Consider the following 21492-nt stretch of genomic DNA (forward strand, 5'->3'; position numbering starts at 1 on the left):
AGGCCCACCGCTCCTCCCTCAACCTTACCGACTGCCCATGTACACCAAAAATTTCGTCAACCCGTGCCCCGACTGGGCCACGGCGCTACTCAACGGCTTCAGCCAGGTGCTGCTGCTGCGCAGCCCCCTGTGCGGCCTGTGCTGCCTGCTGGCCATCCTGCTGACCGCCCCCGACCTGGTCGGCGGCGCCCTGCTCGGCGCCCTCGCCGGCCTGCTCACCGCCCAGCGCCGCGGCTATGACCGCGCCGACCGCCAGGCCGGGCTTTACTGCTATAACGGCGTGCTGATCGGCATCCTGATCTGCGCGGTACTGCCCTGGTCGGCAATCATGCCGCCGCTGATCATCGCTGCCGGTGGGCTGTCCAGCATCATTACCCACCAGTGGCGCAAGCGCGGGGGCAAACTGCTGATCGCCTACACCGCCCCTTTCGTGCTGCTGGGTTGGGGCACACTGCTGCTCGCCAGCCCCTCACCCAGCGGCTTCGTCGAAGCCGACCCTCTGTATGCTCTGGCGCGGGGCGTAGGCCAGATTTTCCTGCTCGACCAGCCATTGGCCGGGTTGCTGATCATCTTAGGCATGTTCATCGCCAACCCCTATGCCGCGATGTGGGCGGTGATCGGCTCGGCCATCGGTGGCAGCGTAGCCTTGTTTGCCGAAGCGCAATCTGCCTGGCTGGGTCTGTACGGCTTCAACGCGGCACTGGCGGCGCTGGCCTTCAGCAGGCAGGGTGAAAAGCCTTGGGTGACCCTGCTGGCGATTGCCCTGGCTCTACTGCTGCAACCGCTGTTCAAGCTGCTACCGGTGCCCGGCCTGACCGCCCCGTTCGTCGCCGCCTGCTGGCTGATGCACTTGGGCAGCCACCTGGCCCAGCCCAGGCAGCGCAATGCCAGGCGCTTGCACAGCTGAAACGCAACCCCTAGGCTCAGCCCATCGCTTTTGTGGAACGAGCCCATGAACAACCCTGCGAGCCTGCGCGAACGGCTCTACGTCATCGTATTCCAGACCGACACCGTCGCCGGCCGGCGCTTCGACAAGACCCTCCTGCTGATCATCCTGGCCAGCTTGGTCACGGTGATCCTCGACAGCATCGACGAGATTCACCAGAACTACGCAGGCCTGCTGGCCGGTATCGAATGGGGCTTCACCGCGATCTTCCTGGCCGAGTACATCACCCGCCTTTACTGCTCGCCCAAGCCCATGCGCTACGCCTTCAGCTTCTACGGCCTGGTCGACCTGCTGGCGATCGTGCCGGGGATCATCGCCCTGTACTACAGCGACGCGCAGTACCTGCTGATCATCCGGGTGATCCGCATGCTGCGGATTTTCCGTGTGCTCAAGCTCGGCCAGTACCTGAACCAAGCGAATTACCTGATGGCGGCACTGCGTGGCAGCAAGCAGAAGATCATCGTGTTTCTGCTCAGCGTGTCGACCCTGGTTACTGTGTTCGGCACCTTGATGTATGTGATCGAGGGCCCCGAGCACGGCTTTACCAGCATCCCCAAAGGCATCTACTGGGCCATTGTCACGCTCACGACCGTGGGCTTTGGCGATATCGTGCCGAAAACACCGCTGGGCCAGGTGCTGTCCTCACTGGTGATGATCACCGGTTATTCGATCATTGCCGTGCCCACAGGGATTTTCACCGCCGAACTGGCCAATGCCATGCGCGCCGAACAGTTGCAGCACGACTGCCCAAGGTGCAGCAAAAAGGCCCATGAACACGGCGCTGCATTTTGCTCGCGCTGCGGTAACCTGCTGTTCCCGAAAACAGAATAAGCAAAGAGCCATTTGGTCTTTAGTCGTTCAATAACGAAACGCTATAGTCGCGCATAAGTTACCAAACACTCCGGAACAAGGACGCATCGTGAAAAAACTCTTCACTGCTTCGCTGCTGGCCGCCGGCCTGGCGTGCGGCACCCTCGCTCAGGCCGCTCCGACCCTGCTCAACGTTTCCTACGACGTGATGCGCGACTTCTACAAGGATTACAACCCAGCGTTCCAGAAACACTGGGAAGCCGAGCACGACGAGAAGGTCAACGTGCAGATGTCCTTCGGCGGTTCGAGCAAACAGGCACGTGCAGTGATCGATGGCCTGCCGGCCGATGTCATCACCATGAACATGGCCACCGACATCAATGCGCTGGCCGATATCGGCAAGCTGGTGCCGGACAATTGGGTTACACGCCTGCCCAACAACAGCGCCCCGTTCACCTCGGCCACTGTGTTCATCGTGCGCAAGGGCAACCCCAAGGCACTCAAAGACTGGCCTGACCTGCTCAAGGATGGTGTACAGGTCATCGTGCCCAACCCCAAGACGTCAGGTAACGGGCGCTATACCTACCTGTCGGCCTGGGGTTATGTGCTCAAGCAGGGCGGTGACGAGAACAAGGCCAAGGACTTCGTCGGCAAGCTGTTCAAACAGGCACCGGTACTCGATACCGGTGGCCGCGCCGCGACCACGACCTTCATGACCAACCAGATCGGCGATGTGCTGGTGACCTTCGAGAACGAAGCCGAAATGATCGCCCGCGAATTCGGCCGCGACCAGTTCGAAGTGGTCTACCCGAGCGTGTCGGCCGAAGCCGAACCACCGGTGAGTGTGGTCGACAAAGTGGTAGCGAAGAAGGGTACCCAGGCCGTGGCCGAGGAATACCTCAAGTACCTGTGGTCGCCGGCAGCCCAGGAAATCGCCGCACAGAACTACCTGCGTCCGCGTGATGCAACCGTACTGGCCAAGTACACCGACCGCTTCCCGAAGGTCGACTTCCTGTCGGTGGAGAAAACCTTCGGTGACTGGCGCACCGTGCAGAAGACCCACTTCAACGATGGTGGGGTGTTCGACCAGATCTATACCGGTCAGTAATTGAGTTCTACCTTCACTTGTGCGCCACCATTGCGCCCAAGTGAAGGTTCCCCAGCATCAGGCTGGTGATTTACTGCGGAATACCAAGGCCTTCAAGCCCCCCGCCGGATCGGCATCCGGAAACTCCGGCGGGTTGTCCAAGCGCTCGACAAAGGCCAACGCCGGGGCCTGCTCAGCCATGCCCTCGATCAGAAACTCCGGCCCGATCGCCGGATCATTCACGCACGCCAGCACAGTCCCACCCTCGGTCAGCAACTCTGGCAAGCGCCGCAAGATCTTCGCGTAATCCTGGGTCAGCACGAAACTGCCACGCTGGAAGGTTGGCGGGTCGATGATGATCAAATCGTAGGGTCCGTACTTGCGCACCTTGCCCCACGACTTGAACAGTTCATGCCCCAGGTACGCCACCCGCGATGCATCGTGGCCATTGAGGCGATGGTTGTCTCTGCCACGGGACAGCGCCGACTTGGCCATGTCCAGGTTCACCACCTGCTCGGCGCCCCCGGCAATCGCTGCCACCGAGAAGCCGCAGGTGTAGGCGAACAGGTTCAGCACGCGCTTGCCCGCCGCCTGCTCACGCACCCAGCGTCGGCCGTAGCGCATGTCGAGAAACAGGCCGTTGTTCTGCCGCACGCCCAGGTCGAGCAGATAGGTCAGGCCATCTTCGACCACCTCGCGCTGCTGGCACGGCTCGCCCCACAACCACTGGCCCGGGCTGTCCGGCAGGTAACGGTGCTGGATGAGGATCGCTTGGCCGGCCCACTGTGGACGCTCGGCGAAGTTGCGCAGCATGGCCTCTAGCTCTGCCAGCTGGCCTTCGGGTGGCTCACGGAACAACGCTACCGACAGCACGCCCTGCAGCCAGTCGACGGTGACCTGCTCCAGCCCCGGCCAGCAACGGCCGCGACCATGGAACAGGCGGCGGGTTTCCTGCGGGGCGGGGTCGAGGGCGGTGAGCAGATGCTGTTCGAGGGTGTGGATCGGCGAAGTCATGGCGGGTCGCAAGCAGATAAAAGGGAGCATTCTACCCCGCGAGGCCGCTGCGCGCCCTATCGCCGGCTTGTTCGGCGATAGGTCATTCAGCGTCCTCACTATCCTTTGGCAATGATCGGCGCCGAACGGAACCACCACCCTTGCTGCATGCCCGCCGCCGCCAGCAAGATCAGCGCCACACCGAGCCACTGCAGTGGCGCCAGGCGGTGCCCGAAGGCCACCCAGTCGACCAGGATCGCGGCAATCGGGTAGATGAATGAAAGGGCACCGGTCAACGCCGTGGGCAGGCGCTGGATGGCACTGTACAGCAGCACGTACATCAGCCCCGTGTGCACCATGCCCAACGTCACCAGGCTGGCCAACGCCGAAGGCTCGCCAGGCAACCCGCCCAGCTTGACCCACGGCGCCAGCAGCATTACGCCGGTCGCTACCTGGATCAAGGCAATCAGATGCGGTGGCGTGCCGCTCAGGTGCTTGATGATCAATGCGGCAATGGCATACAGAAACGCCGCCCCCAGCGCCAGCGCAATGCCCACCAAGTACTCTTCACCGCTGCCCTGCCCTGCGCCATGGGCGCTGACGATGGCCAGCATGCCAAGGAACGCCACGCTCAGCCAGGTGAGCTTGGCCATAGTGATCTTCTCGCCCAGAAACACTGCCGCCAGCCCCACCAGCAGGAACGGCTGGACGTTGTACACCGCTGTGCCGATGGCGATCGACGCCCGCGAATAGGAAGCGAACAGCAACACCCAGTTGCCGACGATGGCCACGCCGCTGGCAATGGCCAAGAGCAAAGCCGTGCGGCTGATCACGCCGGGCTTGAGGAACCCGAACGCCGCGCAGATCACCAGCAACGTGCCAGTACCGAACACGCAACGCCAGAACACCACGTCCAGCACCGGCTGCCCGGATACCAGCACGAACCAGCCGATGGTCCCGGAAATCAGCATGGCAGCGACCATTTCCAGCGAGCCACGGCGCAACGAACTGTCCATCTCACACCTCCCATTGATGATGGCCACAGTATGCAGAGGCTGACGATTAACCTACCAGCGGATAACCAAGGCAAAATGGCCAGTGCGCCTTTACTATCAAGGGAAAATCTCTCCTTAACCTAATGAGGCGTATATGACCGATGCCATCGACCAACTCCTGATCAATGCCCTGATGGAAGATTCCCGCCGCTCACTGAAAGCACTGGCGCAGATCAGTGGCCTTTCTGCACCCAGCGTCAGCGAGCGCCTGCGCCGTCTGGAGGAGCGCGGCGTGCTGCGGGGTTACACCGTGGATGTCGATGCGCGCAGCTTTGGTTACCAATTGCAGGCCATCGTGCGCATTCGCCCGCTGCCGGGGCAGTTGCAGGAGGTGGAACGGCAGATTGTCGCGATTCCCGAGTTCACCGAGTGCGACAAGGTAACGGGCGAGGATTGCTTCATTGCCCGGCTGCATGTGCGGTCGATGGAACAGCTCGACGCCCTGCTTGACCGTATCAATGTGCTAGCTGACACCAACACGGCGATCATCAAGAAGAGCCCGGTAAAGCGGCGCTTGCCGCCGATGGACTGAGGCACCTGAAAAACCTGACCCACCTCTGTACACATAAATGTCACCTTAGGTGCCATTTTTGTGTGCACAAGTGCTAGCAATGCCCCATTACGTTACACAGTTCGCGCAACTTAATCTGACCAAATGATCAACTAATTATCCGAACAAAAAATTAAACCTGTTCAATTGGTCAATTTATAGTTTCTTTAATTCATCAACTTAGCTTTCAGAGAGATAGATTCGAGATAGTGACAACTCGAAGTACGGTTTTTGAGTGGCATGGAACTCGCTTTTGTGTGTTCGTGTTTTGTATACAAGTTAAACAGAACATAAATACACAAGAACCCGCGACGCCGCCCCAAACCGGCCGCCGCGCCCAGAACCCAGTGATGCCAACGCTGCACTGACGAGATGGCGAGCCCGTGCGCATGCCCGCTCATCGCAGTCCACGTGCATCAGGAGCCTGCCGGAATGAGTACCAGCCTCGACCTTGCCCCTGAACTATCCGTCGCCAGCACCAACCCCGCTTCCTCCCTGACCGGCCATGCGCCACAACTTGAACTGAGCCCGCGCCTGCATAACCGCGACCTTGCCCCGACGCGCATAGAGGGCCGCCGCTGGGGGCGCTACAGTATCTTCGCGCTGTGGACCAACGATGTGCACAACATTGCCAACTACTCTTTCGCCATGGGCTTGTTCGCCCTGGGCCTGGGCGGCTGGCAGATACTCTTGTCATTGGCGATCGGCGCCGCGCTGGTGTACTTCTTCATGAACCTGTCCGGCTACATGGGGCAGAAGACCGGCGTGCCGTTCCCGGTGATCAGCCGCATCGCCTTCGGCATCCATGGCGCGCAGATCCCTGCGCTGATCCGTGCAGTGATTGCCATCGCCTGGTTCGGCATCCAGACCTACCTGGCCTCTGTAGTGCTGCGCGTGCTACTCACGGCCGTGTGGCCGCAACTCGCCAGCTATGACCAGGACAGCATCCTCGGCCTGTCGAGCCTGGGCTGGGTGTGCTTCGTGGCGATCTGGCTGGTGCAACTGGTGATCCTCGCCTACGGCATGGAGATGGTGCGCCGCTACGAGGCATTCGCCGGCCCGGTGATCCTGCTGACCGTGGCCAGCCTGGCGGTGTTCATGTACTTCAAGGCCGATGCGCGCATCGCCTGGTCGGTGGCCGAGCCGCTGACCGGTTACGAGATGTGGCGCAACATATTCGCCGGCGGCGCGCTGTGGCTGGCGATCTACGGCACCCTGGTGCTCAACTTCTGCGACTTCGCCCGTTCCTCGCCGTGCCGCAAGACCATCCGCGTAGGCAACTTCTGGGGCCTGCCGGTGAACATCCTGGTCTTCGCGGTCATCACCGTGGTGCTGTGCGGCGCACAGTTCCAGATCAATGGCCAGATCATCGACAGCCCGACCCAGATCGTTGCCAGCATCCCCAACACCGCTTTCCTGGTGCTCGGTTGCCTGGCCTTCCTGATCGTCACCGTTGCGGTGAACATCATGGCCAACTTCGTCGCCCCGGCCTTCGTGCTGAGCAACCTGGCGCCGCGGCACCTGAACTTTCGCCGCGCGGGGTTGATCAGCGCCACCCTCGCCGTGTTGATCCTGCCATGGAACCTCTACAACAGCCCGCTGGTGATCGTCTACTTCCTGTCCGGCCTGGGCGCCCTGCTGGGCCCACTGTACGGGGTGATCATGGCCGACTACTGGCTGCTGCGCAAAGGCTGCATCAACGTGCCGGAGCTGTACAGCGAACACCCGGCCGGGGCCTACCACTACAGCAAGGGCATCAACCTGCGGGCGGTCGCCGCGTTCCTGCCGGCCGCGCTGCTGGCCATCGTCCTGGCGCTGGTGCCCAACTTCCATGCCATCGCGCCTTTTTCCTGGCTGATCGGTGCCGGCATCGCCGCTGCGCTGTACCTGCTGATCGCCCCGCGCAACCGCCATTACGCTGATGTCAGCGGCGAATGCATCGCCGTCGACCACAGCAGCCACTGATCAAGGAGCAGTGTTCATGCGTATTCTGATCGCCAACGTCAACACCACCGAAGCCATCACCGAGGCCATCGCCGAACAGGCCCGCAGCGTGGCGTCGCCCGGCACGCAGATCATCGGCCTGACCCCATGGTTCGGTGCCGAGTCGGTGGAGGGCAATTTCGAGAGCTACCTGGCCGCCATTGCCGTGATGGACCGCGTGCTGGCCTACGAGGGCCCGTACGATGCCGTGATCCAGGCCGGCTACGGCGAACATGGCCGCGAAGGTCTGCAGGAACTGCTGAACGTGCCGGTGGTGGACATCACAGATGCCGCCGCCAGCACTGCGATGTACCTGGGCCACGCCTACTCGGTGGTGACCACCCTGGACCGTACCGTGCCACTTATCGAAGACCGCCTGAAGCTTTCGGGGCTATACGACCGCTGCGCCTCGGTGCGCGCCAGTGGCCTGGCCGTGCTGGAACTGGAGGCAGACCCGCAGCGTGCGGTACAGGCCATCGTCGAACAGGCCGAACGGGCGGTGCGCGAAGACAAGGCCGAGGTGATCTGCCTTGGCTGTGGCGGCATGGCCGGGCTGGACGAGCAGATTCGCCAACGTACCGGGGTGCCGGTGGTCGATGGCGTGAGCGCGGCGGTGACCATTGCCGAATCGTTGGTGCGGATGGGGCTGAGCACGTCCAAGGTGCGGACCTATGCCACCCCGCGGGCGAAGAAAGTGGTGGGCTGGCCGATGCGGTTCGGGCGGTAAAGCCTCAGGGGTCTTCGCCGGCCCTATCGCCGGCAAGCCGGCTCACACAGGTTGCCCCGCTGCTCTCAAATTCAGCTCAACCCAGTGGGAGTCGGCTTGCTTGCCAAGACAGTAACAGCAGATCAGGTCGGACAGCTATGCGCACCGCCATCCAGGCCCTGGCGTATGTTGCGGCTGAGCAGGCTGGCCTTGCCGTCGCGCCAGGTCAAGGTCAGAACATACAGGGTGTCGAAGTCATCGCCCTGCCAATCTTCGGTGATCACCCGGTCCTCACCCAGCGCCTTGCCGGCGACAGTATTGATCAGCTCCGGCAGGTAACCATGGGACCAGGCAGTGTAGACGGTGGCGTTGCGGTACTTGCCACTGAGCAATTCATCGGCTAGCTCATCGGTGTCGTTTGCACCGTAATCGATATTCACCGGCAGGCCGAGACGTATCGCACTCGGGGTGATGGTCATCAGTGGCCGGATGTAGCTGTAGCTCTGGTCACTGCTGCCTTCCTCGACCTCTCGAGTCGGGTTGGCTGCGAAGACGAAATCGGCGTTGCCGAAGCGCTCGGGCAGCAGCGTGGCCAGGTCCAATGCACGGTTGAGGCCTTGACAGTTCAACTGCCCCAACCCTTCGCCGGGTTTCTCGGCATGGCGCAGAAACACCAGGGTCTGGGTGCCATCGACCGGTTGAGCGCGGCTTTCGACCACTTCCAGTGCCAAGGGCACCGCCGCAGCGACGAGTGCGAGGCTCAGCAGCAGGTGGCGACTACGGCGAACAAACGGTGGCAACTTCATGTAGGCAGGCTCTTGTGGCAGACAGTTTCGGGTCGACCCGCCACATTGCCCTGAGGCTCAAGCCGCAAGGCATCCTTGTAGTGAATGCCATCCCTGGCCAACGAGTAGGGGTCAGAGTGCCCTCAACGCGTTTGGTTCCTCCCTGGGCAAGACTTACGTTAAGGCATACATGTTGCCGAATTATTTAAAGCCTGCCGGCCGCATCCGACACTCAGTCATCCCGTGTCAACACCTCGAGCAATTCGATCTCGAACGTCAGGTCTGAATTCGGCGGGATCGCGCCCACGCTACGTTCGCCATAACCAAGGTGCGCCGGCACCTGCAGCGTGCGTTTGCCCCCCACGCGCATGCCCATCAGGCCTAGGTCCCAGCCCTTGATCACGCGGCCCGTGCCAATCACGCACTGGAACGGTTTGCCGCGCGACCAGGACGAGTCGAACTCGCTGCCATCGGCCAGCCAGCCGGTGTACTGGGTGGTGATCAGGGCGCCTTTGACGGCGGCCTTGCCGTCGCCTTCGACGAGGTCGGTGATTTGCAGTTCGCTGCTCATGGGCATGCTCCAACGCTGAAATTCAAGGCCGCCCTTTTCTCAGGAATGCACGGGTTTGGCAAGCCGCCAGGCTCAACCCAACTGCTCGAAGGCTTGCTGTCCAGTCAATTCCTTGGTTTGGTTGGCAAAGCAGTACCAGGCAGGTTTCTGCTCGACGAATATCTGCAGGTCGAAATCCCAAGCCTCATCGCCGTCCAGCAGGCCCACCGGCACCGCGTAGAAATCGTTGGCCTTGAGCCGGTAATACAGGTGAGTGCCGCAGCGCCCGCAAAAGCCGCGCTGGGCCCAGTCGGATGAATCGTAGACGCCGGGCGAACGCCCTTCGATGACCGGCGGCTGGCTGCAGTGAACGACCAGCAACGGCCCACCGGTCCACTTGCGGCACATGCTGCAATGGCAGGCACTGATATGGGTGTTGTCGAGGGTGACCGTGAGCTTCGTGGCGCCGCACAGGCAGGTGCCTTGTTTCTCCATGACCATGGGGTGCTCCATTAGCGAGGATTGGGCCAGCAATTATAGATGCCAGGTAGGAGCGGCCTTGTGTCGCGATCAGGCCGCAACGCGGCCTCTCGAGTTACGCAATCATCATTAAACCAGGGGGCTGCTTTGCAGCCCATCGCGACACAAGGCCGCTCCTACAGTGGACTACACAAACGTCTAGATGTAGACAGTACCGCGCAGGTACAACGCCGCCCGCCCGCTGATGATCACTCGGCCATTACCTGGCACCTCACAGTGCAGCTGGCCCTTGCGCGCGCCGCCCTGCTCGCAGGTCAGGGTGCGCTTGCCCAACCGCTGCGCCCACAAAGGCGCAAGCGAGGTGTGCGCAGAACCTGTGACCGGGTCTTCGTTGACACCGACTCGCGGGCCGAACCAGCGCGTGACGAAATCGTATCCGCGCCCGGGCGCGGTCACGGCGATGCCACGCACATCGAAGGCCGACAAGGCGACGAAGTCAGGCTGCAGCGGGTCCAAAAGCGAGGCGTCATCGATCATCACGACATAGTCGTCGGACTGATACACCGCACTCGCCCCGCTCAACCCCAGCGCCTTCAGCAAACCGGCGGGCGCCTCGACGGCCAGCGGCTGCTTGGCCGGGAAGTCCATGGCCAGCAAGCCGTCGGCCCCGCGGCTAACCCGCAATTCACCGCTGCGGGTGTTGAAGCGCAGTACTTCTGCCTGCTCGCCCAACTGCTCGAACAGCACATAGGCCGACGCCAAAGTGGCATGGCCACACAGCTCGACCTCCACCGCCGGGGTGAACCAGCGCAGGTCGAAGGTTTCGCCATTGCGCACGAAATAGGCGGTTTCGGAGAGGTTGTTCTCTTCGGCGATACGCTGCAGCACGTCATCAGGCAGCCAGCTTTCAAGCGCGATCACTGCTGCCGGGTTGCCACCGAACGGTTCGGCGGAAAAGGCATCGACCTGGAAGATCTCGAGTTGCATGCGAACACTCCTTGTGGCCCGGGCAGCGCCGGGCAGAAACTTAAACGAAGGTTACGGATGGACTGGTGTGAGTACCGGTTCGCCGGCAAAGAAGGCCTGTAGATTGCGCAGGACCAAGGCCACCGTGTCGCGCGCCGCTTCAGGGGATTGCCCGGCCACATGCGGGGTGAGCACCGTATTGCCGAGGGCCTTGAGGGCATCGGGCACGGCCGGTTCGTCATCGAACACATCAAGTGCTGCACCCGCAAGTTGCCCGCGCTGCAGCGCGCCAACCAGGGCCTGGGTATCCACCACGCTGGCACGGGCGATGTTCACCAAATAGCCCTCGGGGCCCAAAGCCTCGAGCACCCGAGCATCGACCAGATGGTGCGTATTGGCACCGCCTGGGGTGGCCACGACCAGAATGTCGACGGCATCGGCCAGGTGCAACGGGCTGTCGTACCAGGTGTAAGGCACGCCCTGGCGCGGCGTGCGGCTGTGGTAGCTGATGTTCATGTCGAAGCCGAGGCTGGCACGTTTGGCGATAGCCAGGCCAACTGCGCCCAGGCCGAGGATGCCGAGGCGCTTGCCACTAACCGAGGGGCTGATGACCCGGTGCCACTCGCCGCGGCGGATACCGGTATCGGCGCGGGGAATGTCGCGCAGCAGGGCCAGCAGCATCGCCAGGGTGTGGTCGGCCACGGCGGCGGCATTGGCACCCGCGCCATTGGTGACGGTAATGCCACGGGCAGCGGCGGCGGCCAGGTCGACGTGTTCGTAACCGGCGCCGATCACGCAGATGATCTGCAAGTTGGGCAACGCTTGGATTTCCACAGCGGTCAGGCCCAGCGGGCCGCGGGTAAGCACCGCATCGATCTCAGCGCCTTGGCGCTGGATGGCGTCGGCACGCAGTGGCGCGGACGGTGCACGGATCAGCCGGTAGCCGGCCTGTTCGAGCAGGGGCAGGTAATCATCGACGGTTTCCACCAACACCAGGACTGTCTTGCTCATGCACCCCTCCGGCTCAAATTCGAAGGGGCATTATGCGGAGTCGGCGGGCGGTACAGTCAATCTGTAAATCGCGGGTCAACTGTACTGTATCGGTTGGCCGAAAACGGCAAAACCATTACTGAGCGAACGCCCGGCCCAGCCCACCGGGTACACCACTGCTGTCGGTCTCCTGCCACGGGCCATCCGGGCTCAAAGACCAGCTCCAGCCATTGTCATAACGGTAGTAGGTGCGCTGCCGATAGAACGTATTGGGCTTCTTCTCCAATACATAAACACCCAGTTTCGGATCCCAATGGCTGGCGCCCCCCGGCGGCGGTGCAAAGCTTGCGGAGGTCCGCGGCATCGGTTTGGGGGTCGCTGCCGGTTTGCTCGGCTGCGTGGCCGGTTGGCCGCCAGGCAGTGGCTTGACCACCGGCCCCTTGTGCGGCGGCACCGTTTCGATCGGTGGCGCCGGCTGTTCGTACGGCTCACGCACCGTACACGCAGACAAACCCAGGGCCAGGGTGATCAGGGTCAGGCGGACGGCGTTTCGCATGGCAGGGTTCTCTTACGGGTCGGGGCTGTCGATGGTCAGGAGCTGGGTGGCCTGGGTCTTGCTGGGCAGCGGTGCGCCCTGGCCGATCCACTCACCATGGGTGGGCTGGCCGGCGCGCGATACCCTTGCAACCAGTTGGACTTCGGCAAAGTCGGACAGTTTCATCTGCGGCATCATCGCATCGGCGTCAGACAATTCTACCTCCAGCGGCAATTGGGCAACGGTCACCCGTTTGGCCGCCAGCGGCATGGGCGGGCCGTTGGTAGCCCGGGCGAAGATGAACACAGTGTCGTCGGGCTTGACCTTGTCCTTGAGCGCCGGGGCCAGCTCTACCCGCACTTTCAGGCGTGCCGCCACCGGGGTCTCAGGCTTGCCGGTATTGCCACCCAGGCGCTCTGCCGCACGGTCGATGCCGCCTTGCAAGGCCGCCCGCGAGGCATCGCCTTCAGGCAACTGCGCCAGCAGGCGGTTCCAGTAGTCGATGGCTTCCTGGTAGCGCTCGCCTTCAAAGGCCGCAATGCCGCGCAGGCCAAGGCTGGTCACTTCGTTCGGGTCGGCCTTGAGCGCCTCGTCGGTCAGCGCCTGCACCTGTGCGCTCCACTGCTTGTTGGCAGCGAAATACAGGGCCTGGGCCCATTGGCCGAGCAATTCGGGCTGGCGACCGGCCAGGGCCACGGCGCGCTCGTAAGCCTTGGCCGCATCTGCCGGGCGCTGCTCGGCCATGTAGGCGCGGCCCAGGAAATACAGGCCTTCGGCCGAATCCGGCTGAGCCTGGACGGCGCGCTCAAGGCGCGTGGTCATTTCTTCCATCGACTTGGGCGCAGCAGCGAACTCCTGAGTCAGCTCCACTTTGTCCGCAGCACCAAAGTGCAGATACAGACCAAGCGCCACCACCGGCACCAGTACTGCGGCCAGCAGTGGCAGCACCTTGCCCAGGTGCCCCTGGCGCGGCGCTTCGGCGCCTTCGGTATCGGCCAGCAGTTCACGGGCGGCCTCATCGCGGCCGCTGGCCAGTTGCGCGTCGTCCAGCACACCGGCGGCCTGTTGGGCAGCCAGTTCGGCGACACGTTCCTGATACAGCGCCACGTTCAGCGCAGTACGGTCTTCTTCCTGCTGCTGGCGACGGCCACGCAGGGTCGGGATCAGCAGAAAGCCGAGGGCGGCGAGCAGCAGCAGGCCCGCACCAAGCCAGAATTCAGTCATGGTTCTGTTCTTTATCCAGCAGTTTGGCGAGACGCTCGCGTTCTTCGACGGACAACTCGTGCGAGCCTTGGGTAGCCGGCACACGGCGGCGGCGGACAATCACCGCCAGCACCGCAAAGCCACCGACCAGCAGAATGCCCGGGCCGAACCAGAGCAGCCAGGTACGCCCAGTGAGGGCAGGCTTGTAGCGCACGAAGTCGCCATAGCGGTCGACCATGAAGTCGACGATCTGCTGGTTGCTCTTGCCTTCGCCCAGCATGCGGAAGATCTCGCGGCGCAGGTCGGCGGCAATCGGTGCGTTGGAGTCGGCGATGTCCTGGTTCTGGCACTTGGGGCAGCGCAGTTCCTTGGTCAGTTGCTGATAACGCTCACGCTCGGCGTCGTCGCGGAACTGGTAGGTATCGATGGCCGCCCTGGCCACGCCGGCAACACTCAAACCCAGTACAACGGCCGCAAGCCAGCGCCTCATGGCTTGGCCTCGTCGACCAGGCCCTGATACAGCGGTGCCAGTTGCTCGCGCCACACGGTGGCATCGACGACGCCCACATGCTTGTAGCGGATGATGCCCTTGGCGTCGATCAGGAAGGTTTCCGGCGCGCCATAGACGCCCAGGTCCAGGCCCAGGCTGCCCTGCTCGTCGCGAATATCCAGCTGGTACGGGTTGTGGAACTCGGCCAGCCACTTCAGGGCGGCAGCATTGTCGTCCTTGTAGTTGATGCCGTAGATCACCACGCCCTGCCCGGCAAGCTGGTTGAGGTAAGGGTGCTCGACCTTGCACGACGGGCACCAGGTGGCCCATACGTTGACCAGCGCCGGGCGGCCTTGCAGGTCGGCCTGGGTCAGGGTGCGATCGCCCTGGGTCGAGGCCAGGGAAAACGCCGGGAACGGCTTGCCGATCATTGCCGAGGGCAGCTCGTCGGGCTTGAGGAACAGGCCCTTGTAGAGGAAAACGGCCAACAGCAGGAATACCGCCAGTGGCACCACCATGATCCAACGCTTCATGCAGCTGCTCCAGACACGCCCAGGACATCACGCACCCGGGTCTTGACCTTGACGCGGTAGCGCCGGTCGAGGGCCGCCAGCAAACCGCCCAGGCCGGTCAGAAGACCGCCCAGCCAGATCCAGCGGACGTAAGGCTTGATATGCACGCGCACGGCCCAGGCGCCGTTGTCCAGCGGCTCGCCCAAGGCAACGTACAGGTCGCGGGTGAAACCGGCATCGATGCCGGCCTCGGTCATCATCGACTGCTGCACGGTATAGAGCCGCTTCTCGGGGTGCAGCGTGGTCACTTCACGGCCATCGCGGCTGACGACGACGGTGCCCTTGTCGGAAATGAAGTTCGGCCCTTCGAAGTGCTTGGCGCCCTGGAACAGGAACTGATAACCACCCAGCTCCACGCTTTCACCCGGGGCCAGGCGCAGGTCACGCTCGGCACTGTTGTTGCTCGACAGCACCACGCCAAGGGCGCACACCGCAAGCCCCAAGTGCGCCAGCTGCATGCCCCAGTAGCTGCGCGTCAGGCCACGCACGCCTTTGGCCAGGCCCTTGTGGCGGGTCTTGTCGAAAATGTCGCGCAACCCGCTGAGCACTACCCAGGCTGCCAGGGCAAAAGCGGTAAGGGTCGGCCAGTCGAAGTCCTCGACGATGAACCCGGCCACTGGCGCCAGCACTGCGCTCGCGATCAGTACCGGCGTCATCATGCTCGCCAGCCACTTGCCTGGGGTGTCCTTCCAGCGCACCACCACACCGATGCCGAGCACCACCATCAGCAGTGCCATCAGCGGCAGGAACAAGGCATCGAAGTACGGCGGACCCACCGACAGCTTGGCCCCGGTCAGGGCATCGAGCACCAACGGGTAGAGGGTGCCGAGCAGGATCATCGAAGCCGCCACCACCAGCACCAGGTTGTTGGCCAGCAGCAGCGTCTCGCGCGACCACAGGGCAAAGCCCACCTGGCTTTTGACCACTGGGGCACGCAGGGCGAACAGGGTCAGCGAACCACCGACCACGAACAGCAGGAAGATCAGGATGAACACGCCACGTGAAGGGTCGGAGGCGAAGGCATGCACCGAGGTCAGCACGCCGGAACGCACCAGGAACGTCCCCAGCAGGCTCAGCGAGAACGCGGCAATCGCCAGCAGCACGGTCCAGCTCTTGAACACGCCGCGTTTTTCCGTCACCGCCAGCGAGTGGATCAGTGCCGTGCCCACCAGCCAAGGCATGAAAGAAGCGTTTTCCACCGGGTCCCAGAACCACCAGCCGCCCCAGCCCAGTTCGTAATAGGCCCACCAGGAGCCCAAGGTGATGCCCACGCCGAGAAACGCCCAGGCAATGATGGTCCAGGGCCGCGACCAGCGCGCCCACGCAGCATCCAGGCGCCCGCCCAGCAGCGCGGCGATGGCGAAGGCGAAGGCCACCGAAAAGCCCACATAACCCATGTACAGCATCGGCGGGTGAACGATCAGGCCAAAGTCCTGCAGCAGCGGGTTGAGGTCGCGGCCATCGGTCGGCACTTGCGGCAGCAAGCGCTGGAACGGGTTGGAGGTGATGATCAAAAAGCTCAGGAAGCCCACACTGATCATGCCCATCACCGCCAGCACCCGCGCCAGCATCACTTGCGGCAGCTGGCGCGAGAACACCGACACGGCGAAGGTCCAGCCACCGAGAATCAGCGCCCACAGCAGCAACGAGCCTTCGTGCGCGCCCCACACGGCACTGAACTTGTAGTACCAGGGCAAGGCGCTGTTGGAGTTGCTGGCCACGTACGCAACCGAGAAGTTGTCGGTCATGAAGGCGTGGGTCAGGCAAACGAAAGCAAAGGCCAGGAAGGCAAATTGGCCCCAGGCCGCCGGGCGTGCCAGGCTCATCCACAGGCTGTCGCCGCGCCAGGCGCCGAGCAACGGCACGGTCGCCTGCACAACGGCGAAACAGATCGCCAGGATCATCGCCAATTGGCCCAGTTCAGGGATCACCAACGCCGCATTCATGGTTTGGCCTCCGCGCCACTGGCGGCCTGGCCGCTTTCCTTCAGAGCCTTGGTGACTTCCGGCGGCATGTATTTCTCATCGTGTTTGGCCAGCACTTCATCGGCCACCACCACACCCTCGGCATTGAGCTTGCCCAGGGCGACGATGCCCTGCCCTTCGCGGAACAGGTCGGGGAGGATGCCGCGGTAGGTGATTGGCACCGACTTGTTGAAGTCGGTGACCACGAAACGCACATCGAGGGAGTCGCCCGTGCGCTGCAGCGAGCCCTTCTCGACCATGCCGCCTGCGCGGATGCGGGTGTCCAGCGGCGCCTCGCCATTGGCGATCTGCGTCGGTGTGTAGAACAGGTTGATGTTCTGTTGCAGGGCGCTCAGGGCAAAGCCGACGGCAACCGCCACCCCGACCAGCAGGCCGAGTATCAGGAACAGGCGTTTCTTGCGCTGCGGATTCACTGGTTGTTCTCCCGGCGCAGACGGCGCGCCTCATCTTGCAGATAGCGACGGCGGGCCAGCAACGGCGCGGCGACATTGACCGCCAGCACTGCCATGCAGATGGCGTAGGCCGACCAGACATACAGGCCATGGTGGCCCATGGCGAGGAAATCGCCGAATGAAGAAAAGCTCATCACACGGCCCTCCGGCCCAGGCTGTTCAATACTTCTTCCCTGACCCAACTGGCGCGCGCTTCGCGCTTGAGTACTTCAAGGCGCATGCGCAGCAACAGCACGGCGCCGAAGAAGCAGTAGAAGCCCAGCGCCGTGCACAGCAGCGGCAGCCACATCTCGGCGGGCATGGCCGGTTTTTCGGTCAGGGTGAAGGTGGCGCCCTGGTGCAGGGTGTTCCACCACTCCACCGAATACTTGATGATCGGGATATTGATCACCCCAACGATGGCCAGCACGGCACAGGCCTTGGCCGCGCTGTCACGGTTACTGATTGCCTGGCCCAGGGCGATGATGCCGAAGTACAGGAACAGCAGAATCAGCATGGACGTGAGCCGCGCATCCCAGACCCACCAGCTGCCCCAGGTCGGCTTGCCCCAGATGGCCCCGGTCAACAGCGCCACGGCAGTCATCCAGGCGCCGATGGGCGCTGCGCACTGCAGGGCGACATCCGCCAGCTTCATCTTCCACACCAGCCCCACCACGCCAGCCACCGCCAGCAGCACGTAGCACGATTGTGCAAGCATGGCCGCCGGCACGTGGATATAGATGATGCGGAAGCTGTTGCCCTGCTGGTAGTCCTGGGGGGCAAAGGCCAGGCCCCAGATCACCCCCGTCACCAGCAGCAGGATGGCCGATACGGTCAGCCACGGCAGCATGCGGCCGCTGATGGCATAGAACCATTTTGGGGAGCCAAGCTTGTGGAACCACGTCCAGCTAATTTTCATCAGGGTACATCCAGGGTATTAGCCGGGCTTGAGAGCCCGGGACTCGTTATTCACCGACGCTGATCTTCAGGCCGGCCGCTATCGCAAAGGGTGCCAGTGTCACCGCCAGGGCCGTAAGGCTGGCCAGCCAGAGCAGATGGCCGGTCGCCGGCATATTTTGCAACGCCGCCTGCAACGCACCACTGCCCAGGATCAATACAGGGATATACAACGGCAGAATCAGCAATGCCAGCAGCAACCCACCGCGCTTGAGGCCAACCGTCAGCGCCGCACCTACCGCACCCAGCAGGCTCAGCACCGGCGTACCCAGCAACAGCGAGCCCAGCAGCACCGGCAGGCAATGGCTAGGCAGCCCCAGCATCAGTGCCAGCAGTGGCGCCAACAATACCAGCGCCAGCCCGGAAAAGATCCAGTGCGCCAGCACCTTGGCCAGCACCAGCACTGCCAGAGGGTGCGGCGACAGCACCCACTGCTCCAGCGAGCCGTCTTCGAAATCGCTGCGAAACAGGCCATCGAGCGACAGCAGCACTGCCAGCAGGGCCGCCACCCAGACCAAGCCGGGCGACAAGGTTTGCAACAATTGACTTTCCGGCCCAACCGCCAGCGGGAACAGCGCCACCACGATAGCGAAGAACACCAAAGGGTTGGCCAGTTCCGCCGGGCGGCGGAACAACAGGCGCGCTTCACGGCGCAACAACAGAATGAATACGCTCATGCCGCCCATTGCCCCAGGTTCAGTTCGCGATAGCCGGAGGGCTTTTGGTCAAGCGTGTGGTGGGTGGTCAGCACCACCGTGCCGCCGCGCTCGCAATGGCGTGCCAGATGGGCCTCCAACTGCGCGACCCCTTGCTTGTCCAGCGCGGTGAAGGGTTCATCGAGGATCCACAACGGCGGGCTGTGCAAGTACAGCCGGGCCAGCGCTACACGGCGCTGCTGCCCGGCAGACAAGGCATGGCAGGGAACATCTTCGAAACCGCGCAAGCCGACCGCTTCCAGAGCAGCCCAGATCGCTTCGGCTGTGGCAGGCTGGTGCAAGGCACACAGCCAGGCCAGGTTTTCTTCAGCGCTGAGCAAGTCCTTGATACCGGCAGCATGGCCGATCCACAGCAGGATGCTGGCCAGCGCATGGCGTTGTTCGGCCAACGGCTTGCCGCCCAGCAGGATCTGCCCGGCAGTCGGCTGCATCAGCCCGGCCAACAGGCGCAGCAGGCTGGTCTTGCCGCTGCCGTTGGGGCCGCTGATCTGCAGCATGTCGCCTGGCCGCAGCTCGAAATCCAGGTGCTCGAACAGCAGGCGCCAGTCGCGCTCGCAGGCCAGGCCCACGGCTTGGAGGTGAAGGGTCACGGTTTCGCCTTATCCAGTTTACGGCTCAAGTCGCCCCCCTGGCTGCCGTTATACTGGCAGTGGCGGACGGCCGGCATTATTACATGCGCTGCCCCGCTGCCAAGAGGGCGGGCTCGACAGGTTGTATACAATCATGACTGAAATCAATAGTCTCGGCGCACAAAACGTCGTCAACCCGCAGGCGATCAAGGCGGCGCTGACCGGCGAGCTGCTGAACCTGACCCAGGCACAACCCGGGCTGCTCAAGCCTGGCGAGACCGCCCAGGCCGAGGTACTGACGCTGCGCCAGTCAGGTGGCGAGTTTCAACTGGTGCTCAAGCTGATCCAGGCCAACGGCAAGCAGGACCAGCTGCAGGTCACCACCAGCCAACCCATCCCCCAAGGCAGCCAGATCACCGTCAGCCAGCCAGAGAGCAACCGCCTCGCGGTAATGGTGCAACAGGCCAGCGCCAGCAACGTCACCCTCCTCACTCAACTCGATACCAGCAAGGTGCCTGTCGGCACCCTCCTGCAAGGCAAGGTCCTGACCAACCAGGCACTTGCCCTTGGCCCTGGTGCCGCCAACAGCTTTCGCGCGCTGGTGAGCTTGCTCAACAGCGCACAGGCAGGCGCCGTCCTGACCATCGACAGCCCGCGCCCGTTGCCGGTCGGCAGCCTGCTCAGCGCGCTGGTGCAAGGCGACCAGTCGCTACGCTTCGTGCCGCTCAGCGGCCGTCAGGAGCAATTGAACATCGCCCAGCAGCTGCTCACCCAACAGGGCCGCCAGGCCTCCTTGCCCGGCCTGCTCAACGCTTTGCAGCGAATAGCCAGCGACCCGAGCGGCAACGGCGAACTGCGCACCAGCGCCGAGCGCCTGCTGGCCAGCCTGCCGGACGCTCGCCAACTGGGCGATGGCAAAGCGTTTGCCCAGGCCTTGAGCAACAGCGGGGCATTCCTTGAAGCGAAACTGCTTGGCGGCCAGAGCACACACGTGGCAACCGACCTGAAGGCCCATTTGATCAGGCTGGTGGCCCAGGCCTCGGCGTACGCACCGGCAAGTCCAGCCGTCGCCTCCACCACCTTGGCCCAGGCTTTGCCAACCATGGCACGCGGCGCCCTGGGCATGCTCGAGCGGGCGAGCCCGAAGCAACAGCCAGGCGGGTTTCCGCTGCCCTCCCGGTTGCTGCAGGCCATGGAACACGAAGGCGACCTGCAGCAGCTGCTGCGCCTCGCCGCTGCGGCCATCTCGCGCCTGCAAAGCCACGCCCTGAGCAGCCTGCAACAATCCGGCAGCTTGGAAAACGGCAACCTGCAGACCACCTGGCAAACCGAGATACCCGTGCGCCATGGCCTGGACTTCATTCCGCTTCAGGTCAAGCTGCAGCGCGAGGAAACCGCGCAGCAACAAGCCGACCGGGAGCGGGAACATCAGGACCCGCTGCAGGCCCTGTGGCGCATCGACCTGGCCTTCGACCTGGCACCGCTCGGCCCCCTGCAGGTCCAGGCGCAACTGAGCCAGGGCCGGCTGTCCGGCCAGTTGTGGGCTGAACGTGAACAAACCGCCCGACTGATCGACAGCCAGCTCGGCGCGCTGCGTGAACGCCTTCTGGCCCGCGGATTGGACGTTGGCGACCTCGAATGTCATCCCGGCATCCCGCCTCAAGGGCCGCGCACACGTGTGGAACAACGCTGGGTGGACGAAACCGCATGAGCAGCAAGCAACCGCGTCAGGCCATCGCCCTGAGCTACGATGGCCAGCAAGCCCCCACCCTGAGTGCCAAAGGCGACGATGAACTGGCCGAGGCCATCCTGGCGCTGGCACGTGAACATGAAGTGCCGATCTACGAGAACGCCGAGCTGGTGCGCCTGCTGGCTCGCCTGGAGCTGGGCGAGCAGATTCCCGAAGCGCTGTACCTGACCATCGCCGAGATCATCGCCTTCGCCTGGCAATTGCGCGGCAAAGTCCCTGTTGGCTTCGACGACGAGCCAGCCCCAAGCCGTGATATCACCCCGCAAACATTGCGTCTGCCCTCGGGTTGATACGGTGAGGCGCGCGGGCGCATCGGTAAAGGCCGGTGAACAACCCCACAATTAATTAGCCCCACCCCCCTCTCTGCACAAGTCACTTTTGCC

The 21492-nt window shown here is 63.3% G+C and carries 25 protein-coding genes; 8 read left to right on the top strand and 17 right to left on the bottom strand.

Annotated elements, in window-relative coordinates; all coding sequences use genetic code 11:
* Positions 1-37: 37 nt before the first annotated feature.
* From ACMGF5_RS00995 to ACMGF5_RS01005, 3 genes are all read left to right on the top strand, one after another.
* Entirely contained in the window at positions 38-907 is an 870-nt protein-coding gene (locus ACMGF5_RS00995) for an urea transporter (RefSeq protein ID WP_115274204.1), read from the top strand.
* A 45-nt stretch (positions 908-952) separates the two neighbouring features.
* Positions 953-1777, top strand: a complete 825-nt coding sequence (locus ACMGF5_RS01000; protein ID WP_046785318.1) for an ion transporter — start codon at positions 953-955, stop codon at positions 1775-1777.
* An 88-nt stretch (positions 1778-1865) separates the two neighbouring features.
* Positions 1866-2864: a sulfate ABC transporter substrate-binding protein gene (locus ACMGF5_RS01005; RefSeq protein ID WP_119687525.1), complete on the top strand. Its 999-nt coding sequence runs from the start codon at positions 1866-1868 to the stop codon at positions 2862-2864.
* A 57-nt stretch (positions 2865-2921) separates the two neighbouring features.
* Here the strand turns inward: ACMGF5_RS01005 and ACMGF5_RS01010 are convergent, their stop codons facing one another.
* Together ACMGF5_RS01010 and ACMGF5_RS01015 are read right to left on the bottom strand one after the other, a co-directional pair.
* On the bottom strand, positions 2922-3857 hold the full coding sequence (locus tag ACMGF5_RS01010) for a class I SAM-dependent methyltransferase (protein WP_251961712.1): 936 nt from the start codon (positions 3855-3857) through the stop codon (positions 2922-2924).
* A 98-nt stretch (positions 3858-3955) separates the two neighbouring features.
* Positions 3956-4852, bottom strand: coding sequence for a DMT family transporter (locus tag ACMGF5_RS01015; RefSeq protein WP_161872762.1), 897 nt, complete (start codon positions 4850-4852; stop codon positions 3956-3958).
* A 133-nt stretch (positions 4853-4985) separates the two neighbouring features.
* Here ACMGF5_RS01015 and ACMGF5_RS01020 point away from each other — a divergent pair, with 133 nt between their 5' ends.
* The 3 genes from ACMGF5_RS01020 (at position 4986) to ACMGF5_RS01030 (ending at position 8151) form a co-directional block, all read left to right on the top strand.
* Entirely contained in the window at positions 4986-5423 is a 438-nt protein-coding gene (locus ACMGF5_RS01020; RefSeq protein ID WP_039603292.1) for an Lrp/AsnC family transcriptional regulator, read from the top strand.
* Positions 5424-5873: 450 nt separating this feature from the next.
* Positions 5874-7406 carry an NCS1 family nucleobase:cation symporter-1 gene (locus ACMGF5_RS01025; protein WP_414157516.1) on the top strand — a complete coding sequence of 511 codons (1533 nt, stop codon included), beginning with the start codon at positions 5874-5876 and terminating at the stop codon, positions 7404-7406.
* Positions 7407-7422: 16 nt separating this feature from the next.
* Positions 7423-8151: an aspartate/glutamate racemase family protein gene (locus tag ACMGF5_RS01030; protein WP_119687529.1), complete on the top strand. Its 729-nt coding sequence runs from the start codon at positions 7423-7425 to the stop codon at positions 8149-8151.
* Between the two features lie 122 nt (positions 8152-8273).
* On the opposite strand, the gene ACMGF5_RS01035 is transcribed toward ACMGF5_RS01030, so the two are convergent.
* From ACMGF5_RS01035 to ccmA, 15 genes are all read right to left on the bottom strand, one after another.
* The gene (locus ACMGF5_RS01035) at positions 8274-8936 is read right to left on the bottom strand and encodes a hypothetical protein (RefSeq protein WP_046785324.1); all 663 of its coding nucleotides are present in this window, start codon (positions 8934-8936) and stop codon (positions 8274-8276) included.
* A gap of 211 nt (positions 8937-9147) precedes the next feature.
* A complete protein-coding gene (locus ACMGF5_RS01040) occupies positions 9148-9486 on the bottom strand; it encodes an FKBP-type peptidyl-prolyl cis-trans isomerase (RefSeq protein ID WP_046785325.1) in 339 nt (112 codons plus the stop codon).
* Positions 9487-9558: 72 nt separating this feature from the next.
* Positions 9559-9966, bottom strand: coding sequence for a GFA family protein (locus ACMGF5_RS01045; protein WP_119687530.1), 408 nt, complete (start codon positions 9964-9966; stop codon positions 9559-9561).
* 177 nt (positions 9967-10143) lie between these two features.
* Positions 10144-10932, bottom strand: coding sequence for a PhzF family phenazine biosynthesis protein (locus ACMGF5_RS01050; protein WP_046785327.1), 789 nt, complete (start codon positions 10930-10932; stop codon positions 10144-10146).
* 51 nt (positions 10933-10983) lie between these two features.
* Positions 10984-11922: a 2-hydroxyacid dehydrogenase gene (locus ACMGF5_RS01055; RefSeq protein WP_115274197.1), complete on the bottom strand. Its 939-nt coding sequence runs from the start codon at positions 11920-11922 to the stop codon at positions 10984-10986.
* Positions 11923-12037: 115 nt separating this feature from the next.
* On the bottom strand, positions 12038-12457 hold the full coding sequence (locus ACMGF5_RS01060) for a lipoprotein (protein ID WP_039601243.1): 420 nt from the start codon (positions 12455-12457) through the stop codon (positions 12038-12040).
* A gap of 12 nt (positions 12458-12469) precedes the next feature.
* The gene (ccmI, locus tag ACMGF5_RS01065) at positions 12470-13660 is read right to left on the bottom strand and encodes a c-type cytochrome biogenesis protein CcmI (protein WP_414157517.1); all 1191 of its coding nucleotides are present in this window, start codon (positions 13658-13660) and stop codon (positions 12470-12472) included.
* Positions 13653-14129: a cytochrome c-type biogenesis protein gene (locus tag ACMGF5_RS01070; protein ID WP_115274195.1), complete on the bottom strand. Its 477-nt coding sequence runs from the start codon at positions 14127-14129 to the stop codon at positions 13653-13655. The genes ccmI and ACMGF5_RS01070 overlap by 8 nt, the downstream gene beginning before the upstream one ends.
* Positions 14126-14662, bottom strand: a complete 537-nt coding sequence (locus tag ACMGF5_RS01075; protein WP_012315479.1) for a DsbE family thiol:disulfide interchange protein — start codon at positions 14660-14662, stop codon at positions 14126-14128. Before ACMGF5_RS01075 ends, ACMGF5_RS01070 begins: the two co-directional genes overlap by 4 nt.
* The gene (locus tag ACMGF5_RS01080) at positions 14659-16632 is read right to left on the bottom strand and encodes a heme lyase CcmF/NrfE family subunit (RefSeq protein WP_174142120.1); all 1974 of its coding nucleotides are present in this window, start codon (positions 16630-16632) and stop codon (positions 14659-14661) included. The genes ACMGF5_RS01075 and ACMGF5_RS01080 overlap by 4 nt, the downstream gene beginning before the upstream one ends.
* Before the next feature lie 11 nt (positions 16633-16643).
* The gene (ccmE, locus tag ACMGF5_RS01085; RefSeq protein ID WP_174142086.1) at positions 16644-17099 is read right to left on the bottom strand and encodes a cytochrome c maturation protein CcmE; all 456 of its coding nucleotides are present in this window, start codon (positions 17097-17099) and stop codon (positions 16644-16646) included.
* Entirely contained in the window at positions 17096-17272 is a 177-nt protein-coding gene (gene ccmD, locus ACMGF5_RS01090) for a heme exporter protein CcmD (RefSeq protein WP_039601249.1), read from the bottom strand. Before ccmD ends, ccmE begins: the two co-directional genes overlap by 4 nt.
* Positions 17272-18036 carry a heme ABC transporter permease gene (locus ACMGF5_RS01095; protein ID WP_174142087.1) on the bottom strand — a complete coding sequence of 255 codons (765 nt, stop codon included), beginning with the start codon at positions 18034-18036 and terminating at the stop codon, positions 17272-17274. The genes ccmD and ACMGF5_RS01095 overlap by 1 nt, the downstream gene beginning before the upstream one ends.
* Before the next feature lie 46 nt (positions 18037-18082).
* Entirely contained in the window at positions 18083-18760 is a 678-nt protein-coding gene (gene ccmB / locus ACMGF5_RS01100) for a heme exporter protein CcmB (protein WP_371316859.1), read from the bottom strand.
* Positions 18748-19380 (bottom strand): cytochrome c biogenesis heme-transporting ATPase CcmA, encoded by a 633-nt coding sequence (gene ccmA / locus ACMGF5_RS01105; RefSeq protein ID WP_174142088.1) that lies wholly within the window; start codon positions 19378-19380, stop codon positions 18748-18750. Before ccmA ends, ccmB begins: the two co-directional genes overlap by 13 nt.
* 133 nt (positions 19381-19513) lie before the next feature.
* Between ccmA and ACMGF5_RS01110 the strand changes: the two genes are divergently transcribed.
* Together ACMGF5_RS01110 and ACMGF5_RS01115 are read left to right on the top strand one after the other, a co-directional pair.
* On the top strand, positions 19514-21070 hold the full coding sequence (locus tag ACMGF5_RS01110; protein WP_414157518.1) for a flagellar hook-length control protein FliK: 1557 nt from the start codon (positions 19514-19516) through the stop codon (positions 21068-21070).
* Complete coding sequence (locus tag ACMGF5_RS01115) at positions 21067-21399, top strand: EscU/YscU/HrcU family type III secretion system export apparatus switch protein (RefSeq protein ID WP_046785336.1); 333 nt, start codon at positions 21067-21069, stop codon at positions 21397-21399. The genes ACMGF5_RS01110 and ACMGF5_RS01115 overlap by 4 nt, the downstream gene beginning before the upstream one ends.
* The last annotated feature ends 93 nt before the right edge of the window (positions 21400-21492 follow it).

This window comes from Pseudomonas sp. BNK-15, from assembly GCF_047456105.1.
Lineage (GTDB): Bacteria > Pseudomonadota > Gammaproteobacteria > Pseudomonadales > Pseudomonadaceae > Aquipseudomonas > Aquipseudomonas putida_E.